The organism is Pseudolysinimonas sp., assembly GCF_044239695.1.
Taxonomy (GTDB): domain Bacteria; phylum Actinomycetota; class Actinomycetes; order Actinomycetales; family Microbacteriaceae; genus Pseudolysinimonas_A.
Window position 1 is genome coordinate 1 of record NZ_JBIIAW010000062.1, and the last position, 18,639, is coordinate 18,639.

Genomic DNA, 18,639 nt, shown 5'->3' on the forward strand with positions numbered 1-18,639 from the left:
CCGTCACGGCCGATCGTGAAGATCGACCCGGGCCGCAGGTCGTGCCATTCCCCGCAGTACTCGATTCTCAATGCGGCTGGCAATCAGGTCCCCTTCCGGTCCCCATCCTGGAGAGAAGCTGACATGTCCCCAAGCCGTGGCTTTCCTTGGCACCCATTTGGGGGCCATCGCCTCCGGGCTGCGCGGCGCGCACGTCCTCACGAGTCGCGATACGGTGAGCGCCGAGCCCCATCCCTCCGCTCGCTCCGCTCACCATCCGCCTCAGGGAAGTCGTATGGACCCGAACAGCGTCGTGCTCATCGACGACCACGAGATCATCGCGCTCGCCCTCCGCGAGGCGATCACCCGCGTCCCGGGGCTCGCCTTCGCCGGCGTCGCCGCCACCGTCGACGCGGCCCTGGCGGATCATCCGGATGCCGGCCTCGTCGTGCTCGACCTCCGCCTGGCCGACGGCTCCTCGCCGATCGGCAACGTCGAACGCCTCGTGGACCACGGTGCCGCCGTCATCGCCTACACGTCGGGCGAGAACCCCTACCTGCTGCGCCTGGTCGCGACGACGGCGATCCTTGGCATCGTGCGCAAGTCCGACCCGGTGAGCGTGCTCGTCGACACGCTGCGCCAGGCAGCCGCGGGCCGAGCCGTCATGTCGACCGAGTGGGCGGCCGCGATCGACTCCGACCCCGGGCTGGATGCCGCGGCCCTCAGTGATCAGGAGCAGCAGGTGCTGCGGCTCTTCGCCACCGGGCTCAAGGCGCAGTCGGTCGCCGATTCGATGGGGATCGCCGTTTCCACGGTCGAGGACTACGTGCGACGCATCCGCGGCAAGTACGCGCGGATCGGTCGGAGCGCCGACACCAAGGTCGACCTCTACAAGCGGGCGATCGAGGACGGCTTCCTGCCCCTGCCGGACGCCGGGCAATAGCGATGCGCGACGCGACGACGGGTCGGTCGGCGCTCGACAGTGTCACGCGGTCGATGGCGCTCGCCCTCGGAGTCGGCTCGCTCGCGTTCTTCCTGCTCGCGCTGCCGAGCATCCTCTCCCAGTCGGCGGCCTTCGGTGTCGCGTGGACCACGGCGGCGGCGGCCGGGATGTTCGCGCCGCTCATCGTCGGCGCGATCTCGTCGCCCCGGCTCTCGCCCCCCTGGATCCGACGGCTGGCGGGCCTCACCGCGGTCGCCCAACTCCTGACCCTTGCGACGATCCTCGTCGCCCTGCCGGGCGGGACCCTGCCCGAGCAGTACGGAACGCCGTGGCCGCTCGGCGCGGTGCTCCTCGGCTGCGCCTCCGCCGCGGTCGCGTGGCGAGCCGCCGCCACCTGGCCGTACGTCGCCGTCGTCATCGGCTTCGTCGGGGTGGACCGGTTCTTCGCGTCGGAGCGCCCCATCCTCGACCTCGCGATCCAGGATGCGCTGCACTCCCTGCTGTTCACCGCGATCTTCACGTCGCTCGCCCTCGCCATCCGCAGCGCCGGCCGACAACTCGACGAGGCCTCCGATCGGGCGGTGTCCGACACCCGCAAGCTGGCGACGGCGGAGGCCCGAGTACGGGAACGCGGCCGGATCGAGGCCCTCGTGCATGACAGCGTCCTCGTCGCGCTGCTCGCGTCGGCGCGACGACCCGAGCACGCCTCGGCCGCCGCCCGGGAAGCACTCACCCGGCTCGATCAGCTCGAGCACCGTGCCGACGTGACCGAAGAGGACGCCGTCGATGCCCAGATCTGGCTCTGGCGCGTGCAGGCCTCGACCACCCAGCTGGACCCGACGGCACGCTTCAGTCACGAGGACGACCATCCGGCCCCCATCCCCGCCGACGTCGCCGACGCGATGCTGGAGGCGAGCGCGGAAGCGCTGCGCAACAGCGTCATCCACGCCGGTCCGGCCTCGCGGGCCGTCCACGTCCGGCTCGGGGCCACCCGCGTCGACGTCACGGTGATCGACGACGGCCGCGGGTTCGACGTCGACGCCGTCGACGAGGCCCGCCTGGGGCTCGCGGTCAGCATCCGAGACCGGATGCGGAGCCTGGCCGGCGGTCGCGCCGTCGTCGTCTCCCAGCCGGGGCTGGGCACCCGGGTCGCTCTGATCTGGGAGGCTTCGTGACCCCCCGGACGGATGTCGCGCGCCTGCTCGGAGCCACCGGCCCCGGCGCGTGGGCGCTCGCGGCGCTGTACGGGGTCACCTACGTCGTCATCGGGTTCTGGTCAGGCGGCGAGTACACCCGCACCCCGCTCGGGCTGACGGGTCTCGCGCTCATGATCGCCGCGGCCGTCATCCTGGTGCTCCCGCAGCTGTCCCCGCTCCCCCGCCTCGCCGCCGCGGGGGTCGTCGCCGCGTCGGTCATCGCCGTGGCCGCCGGACTCTGGCAGCTCGAACCCGACGGCTGGCGCGGATGGGTGACCTGGTACATCGGCGCGACGTCGTACCTGTCGTTCACGCTGGCGCTCCGCGGCAGGTTCTGGTGGGGAGTGGGGCAGCAGCTCGCGCTGACCGCCGTCGCCGTCCACTGGACGGGGACGACGACGGGCGACCCCCTCCGGGGTCTGGAACTCGTCTACCACCAGTTGATCCTCTTCGGCGCCGGAGCCTTCTGCGCGGTCGGGCTGCGGCGCACCGCCGATCGCATCGCCGCCTTCCAGGAGACCCGGCTGCGACGAGAGGCAGCCGAGGGCGCGCGCTCCGCCGCCGACGAGGAGCGGGCCCGGGAGCTCCGGGGGATCCGGGACTCGGCCGGGACGGCACTCGCCCGCATCGCGGCAGGCACCGTCACCGACGAGGAACGCCGTGAGCACCTGCTGCTCGAAGCGGAGCTGCGGGATCGGATCCGCGGCCGAGATCTCGCGATCGCCCCGCTCACCGACGCGGCGCGAAATGCCCGACGCCGCGGTTCGGCCGTGGCCCTGCTCGACGATCTCCGTTCCGACACGCCGTCTTCCGACACGCCGTCTTCCGATACCCCGACCGCCAGTACCTCGCCCGCCGACGCCCCGCTCGGCGACCGCCTGCGCGAGGCGATCGGCTGGGCCGCCGATCGGGTCGCCGGCAGCGGCGGCTCCGACGTGACCGTCCGGCTGACGAGGGCGGACGGCGAACCTGTCGTGACCTTCGCCACCGCCGACGGGGGCGCCGAGACCTTCAGCCTGCGCGTTCGGTGACGTCGAGCAGCGCGAGGTCCTCCCGGGTGACGATCCGCGTCGCAACCGCGTGCTCGACGAGCCGCATCCGGCGGTTCGTCGCGAGCTTGCCGCGGCCGCCGCGGAGCCCGGTGACGCCCTCGCGCTCGAGCTTTCCGCACACCGTGTCGAGCTTCCGGGTGAAGGCGGTGAGGGTCCAGCCCAGCCGGGTGGCGGCATCCGCCGAGCTCGGGATCTCGCCCCGGCCGGACTCCGTCTGCCGGAGGACGTTCTCGGCGAGAGCTACGAGCAGCAGCTTCTGCGACGGGCTGAGCGGCACGTCGCCGATCGTCGCGTCGCCGCCGACCTCGGCGCGGGGGGCGGGGTCGACCGCGAAGCCGCCCGCCGAGTGGAGCGTCAGGTCGTAGCTCGTCGACCCGGCGCCGAACAGCACGTGGAGGCGGTCGAAGACGACGGGCAGCCGCGCCCCGGGAGCGAGCCGGGCGTGCACCCGACCGGTGCCGTCGGTGACGGTCGCGGCGATCCGGTCACCCGCGTTCGTCAGCCACCACATCCCGTTCTCCGCGCTCAGCACGAGGAAGCGCCGGTGCAGATACCGGTTCTCGTCGATGACGAGGTCGGCGTCGCGGCCGATCGCGAACTCCCGGTCCGCCGGCACCTCGTAGCGCTCCCCCGCGAACTCGACGACGAGCGGGGGCAGAGCGAGGGGTGCCACCACGTCAGTTCTCCCGCACGCTCAGCTCGACGCCGCCGCCGAAGTCGATCACGGTGCCGACCAGCACGGGAGTCGGTTCGCCGTCGCGCAGCTTCTGCGCCGGGCGACCGGGGATCCGCACGATCGTGCCGTTGCGGGATCCCAGGTCGGTCACGACGACGGTGTCGCCGTCGAGACTCACCCGCGCGTGATTGCGCGAGATGTCGCCGTCGCCCTCGAGACGCACGAGTCGACTCGTCGGCGCATCCGCGGGGGCGCTCGGCGCTCGGCCGATCTGCACGACGGCGTCGAGGGGGGCACGCGAGCCGTCGGGCAGCTCGAGGCTGAGCTTCGGAGGCGGGGGCGGGGCCACGGCCGGGGCCGGGGCCGGAGGGACCGGCTGCGCGAGGCCGGCCGACCGTCGCGCGCGCAGCCGGGCGATCTCGTCGACGACGACCGTCTTGTCGTCGGTCGGCTTGTCGTCGGACGGTCGCGCGGGCAGGTCGCTCGCGAGCACCGTGCTGCCGTCGTGCTCGCCGATCACCGGCGCGAGGGGCTGGAGGGGCGGCGGGGCGGCGGCGGAGACTTCGAGGTCGGGGATCTCGGTGATGTCGGTGCTCTCGTCGAAGAGCGGCGCCGGGGCGGCGGACGCGACGGCGGCCACCCGAGGGGCGGGGACGAGCGCGGATGCCGCAGCGACGACCGACGGCGTCAACGTCCACTCGCCGCCGGGAACCGTCAACCGAACGACCGCAGATCCGGCGACGGTGCGCTCGAGCCACGGATCCGCCCCGAGTCCGGTGTGCGTCTCGGCACCCGCCGACACCGTCGCCGGGCCCCGGAGCGCGAGACGGAGTCCGTCGGCGGTCGCCTCGAGCACCGCGAACGGCGCGGCGTCGGCGATCCCCGACGACCGCAGGGCGGCGAGGACGGCGTCGACGCCGGTGCGCGGCACGGCGGCGACCGCGTCGGCCGCGGCCCGGAACTCGGGCGGCAGGGCGAGCACGAGGGTCCCGAGGTCGTAGACGAGCCAGGCGCCGGGCGCGTCGGGGACGAAACGGGTTTCCACGGTGTCCTTCCTAGCCGATCCGGCCGCGGTGCGGGCGGGCGGCGTCGACCCGAGCGGCGGCCGCGGCCAGCCAGGCCCGGGCCGCGCTGAGGCGGTACCGGCTGAGCAGCCGGGCGCGCGGCGACACCGTCTCGCGCGCGACGCGCACCAGCTCCTCGGTGTCGTCCCACGCGGTCACCACGACGGTGTCGGGCACCGGCGTGTCGCCGAACACGGCGGCGTCGGCCCGGGAAGCGGCGGGTTCGAGCCCCGGCACGGCGACCTGCCCGGCGAGAACGAGGGCCGTGCGGCGCCGGGTCGCGTTGACCGGCACGGCGAGCCCGAGCTCGGAGTAGCGGTCGACGAGTTCGTCCCAGGCGCCGCGGACCGCCTCGTGCGGCTCGTCCGCCTCACGGCGGCGCCGGGCCCGCGCGGCCTTGGTCCCGCCGACCACGAGGATCGGGCCGAACACGAGGGCCGACGGGATGAGCACCCCGAGCAGGGCCGGGAGCACCCACCCGGGCAGACGGAATCCGTCGTCGTCGGAGTCGCCGTCGTCGATCTCCACCGCGGTGACGAGGTCGTCCTGCTCGCTCGAGGACCGCGGAGGCTGCCGCACCTGCGGTTGCGGCTCGGTCTTCGGCTTCGGGTTCTCATCCTGCGGCACATCGGTCTGATCCGGCGTCGGGGAGAACGGGATCCAGCCGACGCCCTCGAAGGCGACCTCGACCCAGGCGGTGACGTCGTGCCCGGTCACCTCGACGCTCGTCTCGCCGTCCCGTAGCTCGGGGGCGAAGCCCATCACGACGCGCGCCGGATAGCCGAGGCTGCGCGCCATCAGCGCGAAGGCGGAGGCGTACTGCTCCTCGTCGCCGACCATCGCGTCCCGGGTGAACAGGTCGCTCATCCGGTCGGCCCCGTGGCCGGCCACCGACGGCACCGTGTCGGAGGCCGTGCCGCGGGAGAAGTACCCGGTGGACTGCAGCGTCAGCTCGATCGCCCGCAGCCGCTCGATCGGCGAGGACGCGTCCCCGGCGAACTCGACCGCCTTCGCGGCGACGATGTCGGGCACGGTCGTCACCGGTGCGAGTTCGACGCGGGCGACCGGTACCTCCTCGAGGTCGGCGTCGTCGATGTCGGTGAGCTGGACCTCGGCGGTCGAGCGCACGACGTCGCCCTCGGTCAGCCCCGAGGTGAGCACCGCGCTGCCGGTCGCCGCGTTGTAGCGCAGCCCCTGCAGGTCGGCCCGCGAAACGCCCGGCAGGGTCAGCGACTCGGCGTAGCCGACCGACGGGATCCACACGTCGGAGTAGGCGGCGGCGATCGTGACCTCGATCCGCTGATCGCCCGCCGACGTCGCGAGCGGAGGCGACGGGAGTTCGGGTCCCACCAACGCGAAGGTGCCCGATCCTGTCGTCGAGAGCTGCGCACCGGCGACCGACCAGACGTGGCCGTCGTAGGCATCCATCGTCGCCAGGCGCAGCCGCTGGCCCGACTCCAGACCCTCGACCGTGAAGAGCGTCTCGTCCTCCAACAGCTTCGAGTACTCGCGGAATCCGGCGAGCGGACTCGCGAAGTCGAGCGGTTCGTAGGGCGGCTCGATGCGCTCGCGCAGCACGAACCGGTCGGGCGGCGCGGCGAGCAGCGATCCGCTCAGCGCCCCGATCAGCGCGGCCGCCCCGACGAGGATCGCGGTCGCCCCCAGACGACGGCGCAGCATCCCGCCGGTGGCATCCGTCGCGACCCGGTCGGCGCGCCCGCGCCGCCAGCCGAGCCAGACCAGCGCGACGACCGCGAACAGCACCCCGCGCACGCCCGGTGCGAACGGCTCCCGGGTGCCCAGCAGCACCGACGCCAGGTAGAGCGCGATCGGACCGACGAGCAGCAGAGCCGCCCGCCACGAGGTGCGCGGGCGGGCGGGCACCCAGCGGGCGGCGAGGGTCGTGCCGACCAGGCCGACGAGCCAGGCCGAGACGTAGGGCACGACCGTCACGTAGTCCGGAAGATCGACGGGGGCGGAGAGCGTGAGGATGTCGTTCCAGCCCCACACGGCGCCGAACGCCAGGCTGGTGAGGCTCTCGCCCGTCGGCAGCACCGCGAACAGCGCCTGCCCGGGCACGGCGAGGGCGCTGCCGAGGAGCGCGTAGGCGACGACGGCGAGCGCGACCGTCGGGAGGGCGCCGAGCCGCAGCGCCCGGGCGACGAGGGCGGACGCCGTCCCCACGACGAGTCCGCCGACGCCGGCGAGCAGCCAGCCGAGGTCGTCGAAACTCGTGGCGAGCCCGACGATGCCGACGAGGGCGAGCGCGCTGTGCACGGCGACGTCGACCCAGGCGCGGGCGGTCACGAGGGCTCCGCGTTCATGAGAGCTTCCCGATCAGCTTCGGCAGGTCGGCGAGCGCCCCGATCGTGGCGACCGTGACGCCGCCGACGAGGGCGAGCCGGGCATCCCCGCCGGCCTCCATCCGCAGGCCGATCGTGCGGGTGTCGGAGCCGAACAGCGTCGACGCCGCCCGGAGTTCGCCGATCGGCGTCGCCGAGCCGACGACCACGAGCAGCACCGAGGGCGCCGGCATCCGCTTCGTCGCGTCGCGGGCGAAGTCGCGCAGGGTCGCCGACGTCGTCTGCTGCTCGATGCGCGACGAGTCGTCGAGCATCGTGATCGGGGTCGCCGTGCGCAGCTCGCCGGCACCGCTCGCGATCCGCACCTTCGTGCCGTCGCGCAGCACCTGCTGGGCGATCGAGGCGAGCACCGACACCCCGAGCTCGAACTCGCCCTCGGAGGCGTAGCCGCGGGACTCGGCGAAGTGCAGCAGCACGAGCTGCGACCGCCGGGTCTCGGTGAACTGCCGCACCATCAGCCGCCCGGTGCGCGCCGTCGTGCGCCAGTGCACGTAGCGGCGGTCGTCGCCGGGTTCGTAGGTGCGCAGCGCGTGGAAGGCGAGGTCGTTGTTCGTGATCGCCTTGGTGACCTCGCCCTCGAGATCGCGTACGAGACCCGCGGCCGACGGACGCAGCCGCACCGTCGGCGGGTGCACGAACAGTTCCACGGGATCCGACCAGCGCACGCTGCGCCGCACCAGGCCGAGGGGGTCGCCGCGCACCGAGAGCGCGGGTCCCGCGACGATCACGGCGCGCTTCTGCGTGGGCACCGCGAACAGTTCCTCGTGCTCGGCTCCCGCGGGCAGGGTCGGGATGGCGAACTCGGCCACGCCGCGCCCGACCGGCAGCTCGAGGCGGCTGGGCGACGAGCGCCGCGCGCCGGTGTTCGTCAGAAGCAGCCGCCCGAACGCGCGTTCCCCCGCGACGACCCGCCGCGGACGCAACTCGACCTCGACGCGGAACCGCGCGCGGCCCGCGAGGAACGCGAACGCGACGAGCAGCCCGGCCGCGAGCGTCAGCGCGAGGTAGGTGAACTCCGGCCAGCCCAGGATGCCGCCCGCGAGTCCCGCGGCGAAGGCGAGTCCCGCGACGATCCAGCCGAGCGGGGTGACGATGCCGACGACCGGGCGCAGCACCGCGACGACCCGCGCGGCGGTGAGCCGAGCGAGGCCGAGGAGGGTGCGGAGGGTCGACATGGGGTCCTGGTCGGGCAGCGGGTCAGGCGAGGGCGTTGGCCCCGCGGCTGGCGGGCGGGGTCACGGTGGCGAGGGCACGTTCGACGATCTGCGCGGCCGTCACGCCGGCGAACTCCGCCTCCGGGTCGACCACGATCCGGTGCGCCAGCACGGCGACGGCGAGATCGGTGACGTCGTCGGGGATCACGTAGGTGCGCCCGTCGGCGATCGCCCAGGTGCGCACGGCGCGGGCCAGCGCCAGAGCTCCGCGCATGCTCACCCCGAGCGCCGAATCCTTGTCGTCTCGGGTCGCGGTGGCGAGGCGGGAGATGTAATCCATCACGGCCTCGTCGGCGTGCACCTCGCTGGTCAGCGCCGCCATCGTCGCGATCGCGTCGGACGCGATGATCGAGGTGACCTTCGACGCCCGGGCGCGGTTGCCGGAATCCATCAGCAGCGACACCGCGATGTCGTGATCGGGGTAGCCGAGCGAGGTCTTCATCAGGAACCGGTCGAGCTGCGCCTCGGGCAGCGTGTAGGTGCCCGACTGCTCGATCGGGTTCTGCGTCGCGATCACCATGAACGGGGTGCCGACGCCGTGGCTCTCGCCGTCGACCGTCACCGCGCCCTCCTCCATGACCTCGAGCAGCGCCGACTGCGTCTTCGGGCTCGCCCGGTTGATCTCGTCGGCGAGCACGACCGAGGCGAAGATCGGCCCGGGGTGGAAGACGAACCTGCCCTTCGCCTGATCCCAGATGGTGACCCCGGTGACGTCGGAGGGCAGCAGATCGGGGGTGAACTGGATGCGCGAATTGGTGCCCTGGATCGTGTTGGCGAGCGCCTTGGCGAGCACGGTCTTGCCCGTGCCCGGCACGTCCTCGAGCAGGATGTGACCGCCCGAGAACAGCGCGGTGAGCACGAGGCGCAGCTGCGGCTTCTTGCCGAGGACGGCGGTGTCGATGTTGTCGACCAGCTTGCCGAACGCGTCGGCGAACCACTGGGCCTGGTCGGGCGTCACGGGCATGGTCTTCTCCTGGGGTTCGGGTCGGGCGTTTCCGGCGTCAGCACGCCGGGGCGTCGCCCCAGCGGGTGGTCGAGTACGGGCTGCCGTTCACGAGGATCGTGATCGTGTCGTTGTCGTCGTTGTCGTTGTCCTGGCCGTCGCCGAGGCCGCCGGCGTGCCAGGCCGCGAGTCGCACCGTCCCGTTCGCCCCGGTCGTGTACATCGCCGATTCCCCGAAGCCCACCTTGAGCTCGATGCCGGCGCTGGCGTTCGCGTAGCGGATGCCGACGTTGTAGTAGTCGGAGTAGTCGTTGTGGTAGCAGAGGCTGTAGCTGGCCGGCTGCACGTCGAGCGGGGTCACGGTGTTCGACGTGCGCGGGTCACCGGTCTGGCCGGCGCTGACCGCGCGCACCTGGATCGAGTAGCCCGTGTTGAAGGAGGCGTTCGTGATCTGGTACGTCGTCGCGGTTCCGACGTTCTGCCAGCTCGAGTGGTAGTTGTTCACCAGGATCTCGTAGCGGGTGATCGGCTGCGTCGACGGCGCGGCCGCCCAGGAGAAGTTGACCGTGCGGTCGCCCCGGGTGCCCGACCACGACGCCGATGCGCTCGCCGGGGGCCCGGGGCGCGGGGTTCCGGAGTTCGTCGACGAGAACGCGGTGCTCTCGCCGCCCGGCCCGAGGGTCACGATCGAGTACGAGTACGCGGTCCCCACCTGCCCGTTGAACGACGTGGTCGTGATGTTGCCGACGTTCAGCACCGCTCCGCCGGGGCTCATCGTGATCCGGTAGCCGCTGATCTCACGTCCGTTGCCGGCCGCGCCGCCCCAGGCGAGGGTGACCGCTCCGGTGCCGTTGGCGCTGCCCGAGGCCGTCGCCGAGGAGACCGGGGTGGGCGCTCCATAGGGCCGAGCGGTCGCGCTCGGATCGGAGATCTCGCCGGTGCCCACGACGTTGGTCGCGCGTACCTGGAAGGTGTAGCCCGAGCCGTTCGTCAGTCCGGTGAAGGTGTGCGAGGCGTCGTCGCCGGAGACCGTCACGGGTGAACCGCCCGACCAGGCGATCGTGTACTGGGTGATCGGTTCGCCGTTGGTCGCCGGGGCGCTCCACTGGAGCGTGATCTGCCGGTCGCCTTCGACGAAGGTCGGCGCGGCCATCTTCGACGGCACGTCGCGCACGGTGTAGAGCAGTCGTCCCTGCACCCGGCGGTTGGGATCGCGCGTCGCATCCTCGACCGTGTAGACGACGCTCACGACGCCGATGAACGAGCTGCCGGGCCGGATCGTCACCTCGCCGTCGGGGGTGTAGTCGATGGACGCCTGCGATTCGGCGGCGTTCTCGATGACGGCGGTGACGACCCGCAGCGGCTCGCCCTGCGCCGCGAACGGGTTGAAGTCGTTGGCCAGCACGTTCACCGTGTCGGTCACTCCGCGTCGACCCTTCTCGGCGTCTTGGACTGCCTGCACGAGCGGACGGGTGGAGGAGACGACCGTGACCTGCACCGAACCGGGCACGGTGTAGTCCCGGTAGCGCACCGAGAAGTTCAGCGTCGCCGCCGACCCGGGCTGCACGCCGAAGGGTGCCGACACGGAGAGGGTGCCGCCGGAGAGCGCGGCCTCGATCCCGGCCGCTTCGCCGCCGAGCCCGTCGTAGCGGAAGTCGCCCGAGACCGACGGGTTCGGGTGCGTCGTCGCGGCCCGGAGGTCGACGATCCGCGGCTCCTCGCCGGCCTCGATCGTGATGTTCTGGCCGGTGAACGCCGGCGGCACGTCGGTGAACTCCGGGTCGCCCACGATGACCGGCATGGTGAGCAGAGCCTGCCGGCCGTCGGGGTCGTCCCCCGACGTTCCGTCGGTGACCCGGAAGGTGATCGAGGCGATCCCGCGGAAGTCGTCCGCCGCGGCGAAGCGGAGGGTGTCGGCGTCGATCGCGCCGGGGCTGCCGTCGCCGTGCGTCATCGTCACCGAGGAGGGATCGACCAGGATCGCGGGCTTGGCGGAGGGGACGACGAGGATGTCGGCGAGGTTCCATTCGCGCGCCCCGTTCATGTCGACGACCTGGGGCCCGAGATCGCTGCGCAGCCGGGGCGGAGGCGCGTAGTCGCCACCGACGGCCGGCGGCACGACGAGGAACGCGGTCGCCGAGAGCCCGTCGTCGGGGTTGGTGACCCGGTAGGCGATCGCCGCGCGCCGCTCCCCCGGCCGCACGACCACCGTCTGCGTCCCGGTCTCGACGGCGGCCATCCCGGCGTTCGGTCCTTCGAGGGTGACGACGAGGTCCGCGTCGAGCCCGCCCGGGTTGCCGATGAGCCCCGCGAGCTCGACTGGCAGTTCAGCTTCGCCCGCGATATCCGTGATCGGCACGAAGTAGTCGGGTGCGATCGGGAACACGGGCGCGGCGTCCTCCGTCACCCGCACGATCAGGAACGCGTCGTCCTCACCGCCGTGGTTGTTGGTGATCGCGTACCGCACGCTGAAGGTGCCCTCGGTCTCCGGCGCCTCGACGACGACCTTGCTGCCGTCGATCGACGCCACGATGCCGGGGTCCACCTCGAGGAGGTCCTCCTTCAACTCGAGCACGTAGCCGCTCGGGTCGGAGTCGTTGGCAACGACCGAGACCGAGGCGGTGCGCCCGGGCAGCATCTCGATCTCGTCGTCGACCGCGTTCGGGGCCGGCACCTCACCGGGACGCGGGATGACGCCGATCGTGAGCACGCCGACCGACTGGGCGCCGAAGGAGTCCTCGACGATGTAGCCGATCGTGTCCGTTCCCCCCGAGTTGCGATCGGCGGTGTACTGGATGGTGGTCGGGCTGTAGTCGGCGATGTTGCCGAGCACCGGCGAGCGCTCGATCCCGACGATGACGACCGAGTCGCCATCGGGATCGATCCCGCCGAGCGGCAACTCGATCGGGATCGTGGACCCGGCGAAGACTCGCGCCGTCTGCGGCAGCGGTACGGGCGGCTGGTTGCCTTCGTCGTCCTCCGCGACCACCACGAACGTCACCCGCGCGGTCGCCGACTCGCCGTACTGGTCGGCGACGCGGTAGACGACGCTGTACTCGCCGGGCGCCTGCCCCGCCTGGTAGCGCACGGTCCCGTCGCCGACGAACGCCAGTCCGCTTCCTGCGGCCTCCGTTTCGACGAGATCCTCGAGCAGGATCAGTCGCGCCTGGTCGGGGTGCTCGTCGTTGGCGAGAACGTCGGCGCTGACGACATCCCCCACCCGCACGCGCACGCGATCGTCTTTCGCGATCGGCGGCTGCCGGTTGACGATCGGCGGCACCGGCACGATCGTCACGCCCGCGGTCGCCGAGGAGGTCCCGTCGGAGATCGTGTAGCGGAACTGCGTCTGCGCGGTGAGCGCGTTCGACGACGAGACCCGGATGACGGCGTTGCCGAGCGCCTCGACGGTGACGCCGGGCGCGATGCCCGCGGTGTCGACCGACTGCACCGCGATCACGTTGCCGTTCGCCGACACGTCGTTGGCGAGCACCTCGACGACCGACGGCTCGCCCGCTCGCAGGAAGACGGTGTCCTTGACGGCGATCGGCGGCACGATCGTGTCGGGCGCGGGCAGCACGTCGACGCGCACGATGCCGATGCTCGAGGACGCGCCCGAGGCGAGCGAGTAGAGGAAGTAGAAGGTGCCGTCGGCCGGCGACTGGAAGGTGATCGTGCCGCGCTCGAGGTTGGGCGCGACGATCGCATCGGTGGGCACGTCGTCGACCCCGAGCAGGGTGAGCGCCTCGCCATTGGGCGCGAGGTCGTTGAGCAGCGGCTCGATGGCGACCGATTCGCCGACGAACGCCGTCGCGAAGTCGGGGGTGCCGATCGGCGCGAGCGCGCCCCGCGGCTCGACCCGCACCCCGAGGGTCCCGGTCGTCTCGAGCACCCCGTCGGAGATCGTGAACGTGATCGACTTCTCGCCCGACGACCCCGACCGGTGCTCGAAGGTGACCGTGCCGTCGGGCGTGAAGCGCACGATGTCGCTCGAGGTCGAGCTCGCGGTCACGAGGTAGAGGTCGTCGCCGTCCGGGTCGACGAAGTCGGCGAGCACGTTGTAGGCGATCGAGCCGCCGGTCTCGACGCTGACGAGCGTCTCGCGGCGGGCCTCCGGCGCGGTGTCGACCTCGTCGGAGACGACCCGGATCGTGACGTTCGCCTCGGCGACGCCGCCCGGCCGGCCGTCGTCGATCGTGTACCGGAAGGAGGCCGACGATGCCCCCGGCGCGGGCGTGAACTGGAGGGCCCGACCGCCGTCGATGAGGTCGAGCACGCCGACCGACTCGGGCACCTCGGTGTGCCGTGGGATCGTCAGCACGTCGCCGTCGGGGTCGGTGTCGTTGTCGAGCACCGGGATGATCGTGGTGCGCCCGGCCCGCACGCCGACGTCGTCGTCGCGGGCGATCGGCGGCCGGTTGATCTCGGTGCGCTCGGCGAGGGTGTCCTCGAAGGACTGCGTGCTGGCCTTCTCCTCACCCTCCTCGGTCTCGGATTCCTCGGGCGGGGTGACCTCGTCCCAGTTCGCGACCAGCCGCATCTCGTCGTCGAGCAGCCAGACGTTGCCGTTGTCGAGATCGTTGAGCGCGACGACCGACCGGTTCACCCGGAACTCGACGCGCGAACCCTGGGTGCGCTGCGGGATGTCCTGCGCGACCGCTTCGGCACCTTCGCAGGCGAGGAGGTAGCGCTGTGCGCCACCCCAGGCGCCGTGCGCACAGCCGTCGACGACGACGGGCGCCGAGACGTCGTCGGGTCCGGCGACCGGGTTCGCGATCTCCGCGGGCACCGCGCGCACCCCGCCGCCATCGGCGACGAAGAGCAGGGAGTCACCGGTGGCGAGCACGACCTCGTCGTTCGCGCCGCCGCTCTGCTGGAGCCGGTAGGCGGCATCGGGGAGCTCGACGGTGCCGCCGTCGTCGCGCACGAGCCGGTTGGCGGTCTCGTCGAGCAGCACCATCCGCTCGCCGACCGCGGCGATCTGGGCGTCGTCGGGAACCGCGAGCGGCCGGGACGTCGGCGGGATGCCGGGGGCTTCGATGCGGAGACCGAGCTGATCCCGCGCGCTCGCCGCCACGACGACGCCGTCGGTCGTGACCGCGGCGAGCGCCCCGCGCCCGAGCTCGGCAGCAGGCGTCGACGTGGGGTCGAAGACGAGGGTGTTGGCGATGTCGATCGCCCAGAGGTCCCCCTCCGGCGACAGGATCGCGAGCGTCGAACCGCCGATCGCGACCGTCGACCCGGGTGGGATGTCGGCCGGCTCGACGAGCGTCGTATACGCCGGGTCGACGCGCGAGAGGGCGCCGAGCCCGGGGTCGACGAGGAAGACGTCGGCGCCGTTCTGCACCACATCGAGGGCGGGCGAGAGCGCGTTGACGGAGCCGTTGAGCTCCTCGATCTGCCGGTTGAGGCGGCCGCCGAGGAGAGCGTCGCCGTTGGTCACCCAGACGTCGCGCGCCTCGAGGTCGACGTCGCTGACGGGGAACCCCTCGTGCAGGATCGCGAAGGTGACCGGCACTCCGGCGAGGAGCGCGATGGCGAGCGCAGAGGCCACGGCCTTGCGGTTTCGGGAGATGGACCCGACGATCCCCATGCGCCTGTTCCCCTGATTCGTGCGCAGCCCTGCGGTCTTCTTCGCCGTGCGATCGAGTGCGGCTCAACCTAACATGACGGATATTCGTCCCCCAAATACGGGACACGGGTGACGCCCGAGGTCGACGTCGCTGTCGTCGTCAGGAGGTGCAGATGACGAGGGGTTGCGAGGTGCGCCCGGCCCGGCCGATCTCGACGTTGATGCAGACGCGGCTGCCCGGGGTGACACCGTCGACGGTCGCCTCGGGTGTCTCGACGGCCTGACGGGATGCCGGCGACTCGGCCCGCGCCCAGTAGTAGACGTCGCCGTCCTGCGGGTCGGGGTTCACCCAGGAGAAGGTCACCGTGCTGCCGTCGGCGCTCGGGGCCGCGACCCCGTCGGTCGCGACCGGGACGGTGCCCTGGCCGATCGCCGACCCGCCGGTCGACGTCGGCGCGGGGTCGGCGTCCGGTCGGTCGAGCTGCCCGCCGCTGACCACGATCACGAGCGCGACGCCGGCGATCAGCACGAGCGACACGACGCCGACGAGCGCGCCGATCAGACGTCCGCGGGAGGGACCGGCAGCGGTCGGCGGCGGCGGAGTGGGCGGCGGCGTGGGCGGCGCGGCCGCGGGGGCGTCGGGCACGATGGTCGGCAACGAGCGCACCCGGGTCTCGGCCGCGTCCGGAGCGTCGACGACGATGTTCGCGTCGTGCACCGTGTCGGCGATCTCGAGGGTGGTCGGCGCGAAGCCGAGCTCGAGCTCGACCCGTTGCAGCGCCCGCCCGAACTCGAGGGCGCTCGGGTACCGGTCCTCCCGGCGCGGCGCCATCCCGCGGGCGAGCACCGCGACGAGCGAGGGCGGGACGTCGTCGCGGAGCAGCGGCGTGACCTGCCCGCGTTCGATGCGCGCCATCAGGTCGACGGCGGTGTTCGGCCCGGTCGGCACCTCGAACGGCGTGCGACCGGCCAGCACGGTGTGCAGCGTCGCGGCGAGCGAGAACACATCGGAGCGGGCGTCGTGCTCGGGGATGTCGAGGAACATCTCCGGCGGCGACCACGGCACCGAGAGCCCGACGGACTCGGTGCCGGTATCGCCGGAGCCCCCGTCGCCCCGGCCGCCGAGCAGCGCATCGGCCGCCCCCGCGATCCCGAAGTCGGTGAGCGCCGGATAGCCGTAGTCGTTGGTGAGCACGTTGCCGGGCTTGATGTCCCGGTGCAGGATGCCGGCGCGATGAGCGGTCTCGACGGCCGACGCCACCCGCACCCCGGTGCGCAGCGCATCGTCGACCGACAACGGCTTCGCCTTGTAGCGCTCGGCGAGGTTCGGCCGGGAGCAGAACTCCATCACGAGGTACGGCCGGCCGTCGGCGGCGATCCCTGCGGTGTGGATCGTGACGATGAACGGATGCGTCGACAGCCGCGCCATCAGGTTCGCCTCGCTCGTGAAGGAGGCGATCCCAGCCGGCCCGATGTCGGCGAGCAGCACCTTCACGGCGACCGTGCGGTTGGGCAGCAGCTGCTCGTAGACGAACACGTCGGAGAACCCGCCGGTGCCGAGCGGGCGCAGGTAGCGGTATCCCTCCAGCTGCGGAGGTTGCGCCGGTGTGCGAGCCACCCTCAGGACTCTAACGAACGCGGGCGGAGGCTACTCCGCGCCCCAACTACTCGGCGCCCTGCTCCTCGTCGACCTTCGCCGCCTCGGCCGCCGCCGACTTCGGCTCGATGCCGCGGGCCCGGTCGTAGCGCAGCTTGATCATGCTCGCGATCACCGCGACCGCCATCGCCCCGACGATGACGCCGAGCGAGACGAAGGTATCGATCTCGGGCGCCCACTCGACGTGCTGCCCGCCGTTGATGAACGGCAGCTCGTTCTCGTGCAGGGCGTGGAAGAACAGCTTCACGCCGATGAAGGCGAGGATGAAGGCGATGCCGTACTTGAGGTAGACCAGCTTGTCGACGAGGTCGCCGAGCAGGAAGTACAGCTGCCGCAGACCCATGAGGGCGAACACGTTGGCGGTGAAGACCAGGAACGGCTCCTGTGTGATGCCGAAGATCGCCGGGATCGAGTCGAGCGCGAAGACCAGGTCGGTCGTGCCCAGCGCGAGCAGCACGATGATGACCGGGGTGAACACCCGGCGTCCGTCGACGGTCGTGCGCAGCTTGGCGCCGTCGAAGCGCTCGGTGATCGCGATGCGCCGGCGCAGGAAGCCGATGAGCTTGTTCTCGGTCTCGGCCTCGTCATCGTGGTTGGTGAACGCCTGGTTCGCCGCCGTGTAGAGCAGGAACAGCCCGAAGATGTAGAACACCCAGGAGAAGTTCTCGATCAGTGCGGCGCCCAGGAGGATGAAGATCCCGCGCAGCACGAGCGCGATGATGATGCCCGCCATGAGCAGTTCCTGCTGGTACTTCCTGGGCACCGAGAACCGGCCCATGATGATGAGGAAGACGAACAGGTTGTCGATCGACAGGCTGTACTCGGTGAGCCAGCCGGCGACGAACTGGCCCGAGTGCTCGGGGCCGTCGAAGACGAGCAGCAGCACGGCGAAGACGATCGCGAGGGCGACGTAGAAGCCGATCCAGAGCGCCGACTCACGGGTCGACGGGATGTGCGGGCGCTTGAACGCGAGCACGATGTCGAACCCGAGGATGAGGGCGAGTGCGACGTACGTGCCGATCTCGAACCAGAGGGGGATGCTGAGTTCCAACGGAAACCTTTCGGGTGCAGGGCAGGGCCCGAACGTCTCTCCCGCGTTTCCGGCCGCTCTGTCGAACGGGCTGCGGGAACGATCGCGACCGGGGCTGCTGCGCTGGAACCCGTGATGACGGCCGCGACGAGGTGGGATACTCCCCTTCGCTGCGATCAGTCTAGGGGGTCTGGTGGTGCCCAGGAGCAGGCGCGGTTAGGGTCGACCGCATGAGCCAGACCGACGACATCCGCGCCACCGCCCGGGCCCGCCTCAAGGCCCGCAACGACTTCACGATCATGCTCACGATCTTCGCGGTCATCACCGTCCTGCTGCTCGCGATCTGGCTCTTCTCGACCGGCTTGCCGTCGAACTTCACCGCCTACTTCTGGCCGGTCTGGCCGATCCTCGGCATGGTCATCGCGGCCGTCTTCGCCGGGCTCGACGCGTACGGCATCACCCGCCGCCAGATCACCGAAGCCGACATCGACGCGGAGGTCGCCCGCATGTCGGCGCCGAAGTCGCCCCCTCCCGGTCCGACCGCCTGAGGCCCGCGCGTCAGAGCGAGCTGATCTCCAGCCTCTCGCCGAGGGGCCTGCTCGCCGCGACCGCCTCGTCGAGCAGCTCCTGGTCGCCCGTGCGCGTCGGGTCGAGCCAGTCGTCGTAGAGCTCGCGGGGCAGGATGAGCGGCATCCGATCGTGGATGCCGGCGATGTGCGGCGAGGCGGGCTGGGTGACGATCGTGTACGACACCATCCATTCGTCGGCACCAGTCTGCGGGTCGGGCGTCTTCGTCACGTTCCACAGTCCGGCGAAGGCGAACAGGCCACCGCCGAAGCCGAAGCGGTGGCCCTTCTCGTAGTACTCGGTCGCCGGAACGAGGCCGCGACGGCTCTTCAGCGGGCCACTCCACGCCCCTGAGCCCACGAGCCCTTCCACGCGTGCGTTGATCG

General features: G+C 71.9%; 13 protein-coding genes. 4 read left to right on the plus strand and 9 right to left on the minus strand.

Annotation, left to right across the window (positions count from 1 at the left end; translation table 11 throughout):
* Positions 1-274: 274 nt before the first annotated feature.
* Genes ACILQS_RS10445 through ACILQS_RS10455 form a run of 3 tightly spaced genes read left to right on the plus strand, consistent with a single transcriptional unit; the run spans position 275 to position 3,149 of the window.
* Complete coding sequence (locus ACILQS_RS10445) at positions 275-922, plus strand: LuxR C-terminal-related transcriptional regulator (RefSeq protein ID WP_395640062.1); 648 nt, start codon at positions 275-277, stop codon at positions 920-922.
* 2 nt (positions 923-924) lie between these two features.
* Entirely contained in the window at positions 925-2,097 is a 1,173-nt protein-coding gene (locus tag ACILQS_RS10450; RefSeq protein WP_395640063.1) for a sensor histidine kinase, read from the plus strand.
* Positions 2,094-3,149, plus strand: a complete 1,056-nt coding sequence (locus ACILQS_RS10455) for a hypothetical protein (RefSeq protein ID WP_395640064.1) — start codon at positions 2,094-2,096, stop codon at positions 3,147-3,149. Before ACILQS_RS10450 ends, ACILQS_RS10455 begins: the two co-directional genes overlap by 4 nt.
* Here the strand turns inward: ACILQS_RS10455 and ACILQS_RS10460 are convergent.
* From ACILQS_RS10460 to ACILQS_RS10495, 8 genes are all read right to left on the minus strand, one after another.
* Positions 3,130-3,843 carry a hypothetical protein gene (locus ACILQS_RS10460; protein ID WP_395640065.1) on the minus strand — a complete coding sequence of 238 codons (714 nt, stop codon included), beginning with the start codon at positions 3,841-3,843 and terminating at the stop codon, positions 3,130-3,132. The genes ACILQS_RS10455 and ACILQS_RS10460 overlap by 20 nt on opposite strands.
* Positions 3,844-3,847: 4 nt before the next feature.
* Entirely contained in the window at positions 3,848-4,891 is a 1,044-nt protein-coding gene (locus ACILQS_RS10465; RefSeq protein WP_395640066.1) for an FHA domain-containing protein, read from the minus strand.
* A 10-nt stretch (positions 4,892-4,901) separates the two neighbouring features.
* Positions 4,902-7,217 (minus strand): transglutaminaseTgpA domain-containing protein, encoded by a 2,316-nt coding sequence (locus ACILQS_RS10470; protein WP_395640067.1) that lies wholly within the window; start codon positions 7,215-7,217, stop codon positions 4,902-4,904.
* A 13-nt stretch (positions 7,218-7,230) separates the two neighbouring features.
* The gene (locus ACILQS_RS10475) at positions 7,231-8,448 is read right to left on the minus strand and encodes a DUF58 domain-containing protein (protein WP_395640068.1); all 1,218 of its coding nucleotides are present in this window, start codon (positions 8,446-8,448) and stop codon (positions 7,231-7,233) included.
* 22 nt (positions 8,449-8,470) lie between these two features.
* Positions 8,471-9,445 (minus strand): AAA family ATPase, encoded by a 975-nt coding sequence (locus ACILQS_RS10480; RefSeq protein ID WP_395640074.1) that lies wholly within the window; start codon positions 9,443-9,445, stop codon positions 8,471-8,473.
* Between the two features lie 43 nt (positions 9,446-9,488).
* A complete protein-coding gene (locus tag ACILQS_RS10485; RefSeq protein WP_395640069.1) occupies positions 9,489-14,981 on the minus strand; it encodes an Ig-like domain-containing protein in 5,493 nt (1,830 codons plus the stop codon).
* Positions 14,982-15,159: 178 nt separating this feature from the next.
* The gene (locus tag ACILQS_RS10490; protein WP_395640070.1) at positions 15,160-16,617 is read right to left on the minus strand and encodes a serine/threonine-protein kinase; all 1,458 of its coding nucleotides are present in this window, start codon (positions 16,615-16,617) and stop codon (positions 15,160-15,162) included.
* Positions 16,618-16,663: 46 nt separating this feature from the next.
* Positions 16,664-17,707, minus strand: coding sequence for a TerC family protein (locus ACILQS_RS10495; protein WP_395640071.1), 1,044 nt, complete (start codon positions 17,705-17,707; stop codon positions 16,664-16,666).
* A 209-nt stretch (positions 17,708-17,916) separates the two neighbouring features.
* On the opposite strand from ACILQS_RS10495, the gene ACILQS_RS10500 reads away from it, so the two are divergent.
* On the plus strand, positions 17,917-18,234 hold the full coding sequence (locus tag ACILQS_RS10500; protein WP_395640072.1) for a 2TM domain-containing protein: 318 nt from the start codon (positions 17,917-17,919) through the stop codon (positions 18,232-18,234).
* A 10-nt stretch (positions 18,235-18,244) separates the two neighbouring features.
* Here ACILQS_RS10500 and ACILQS_RS10505 read toward each other — a convergent pair.
* A partial coding sequence (locus ACILQS_RS10505) for an SOS response-associated peptidase family protein (RefSeq protein WP_395640073.1) occupies positions 18,245-18,639 on the minus strand: 395 nt, incomplete at its 5' end.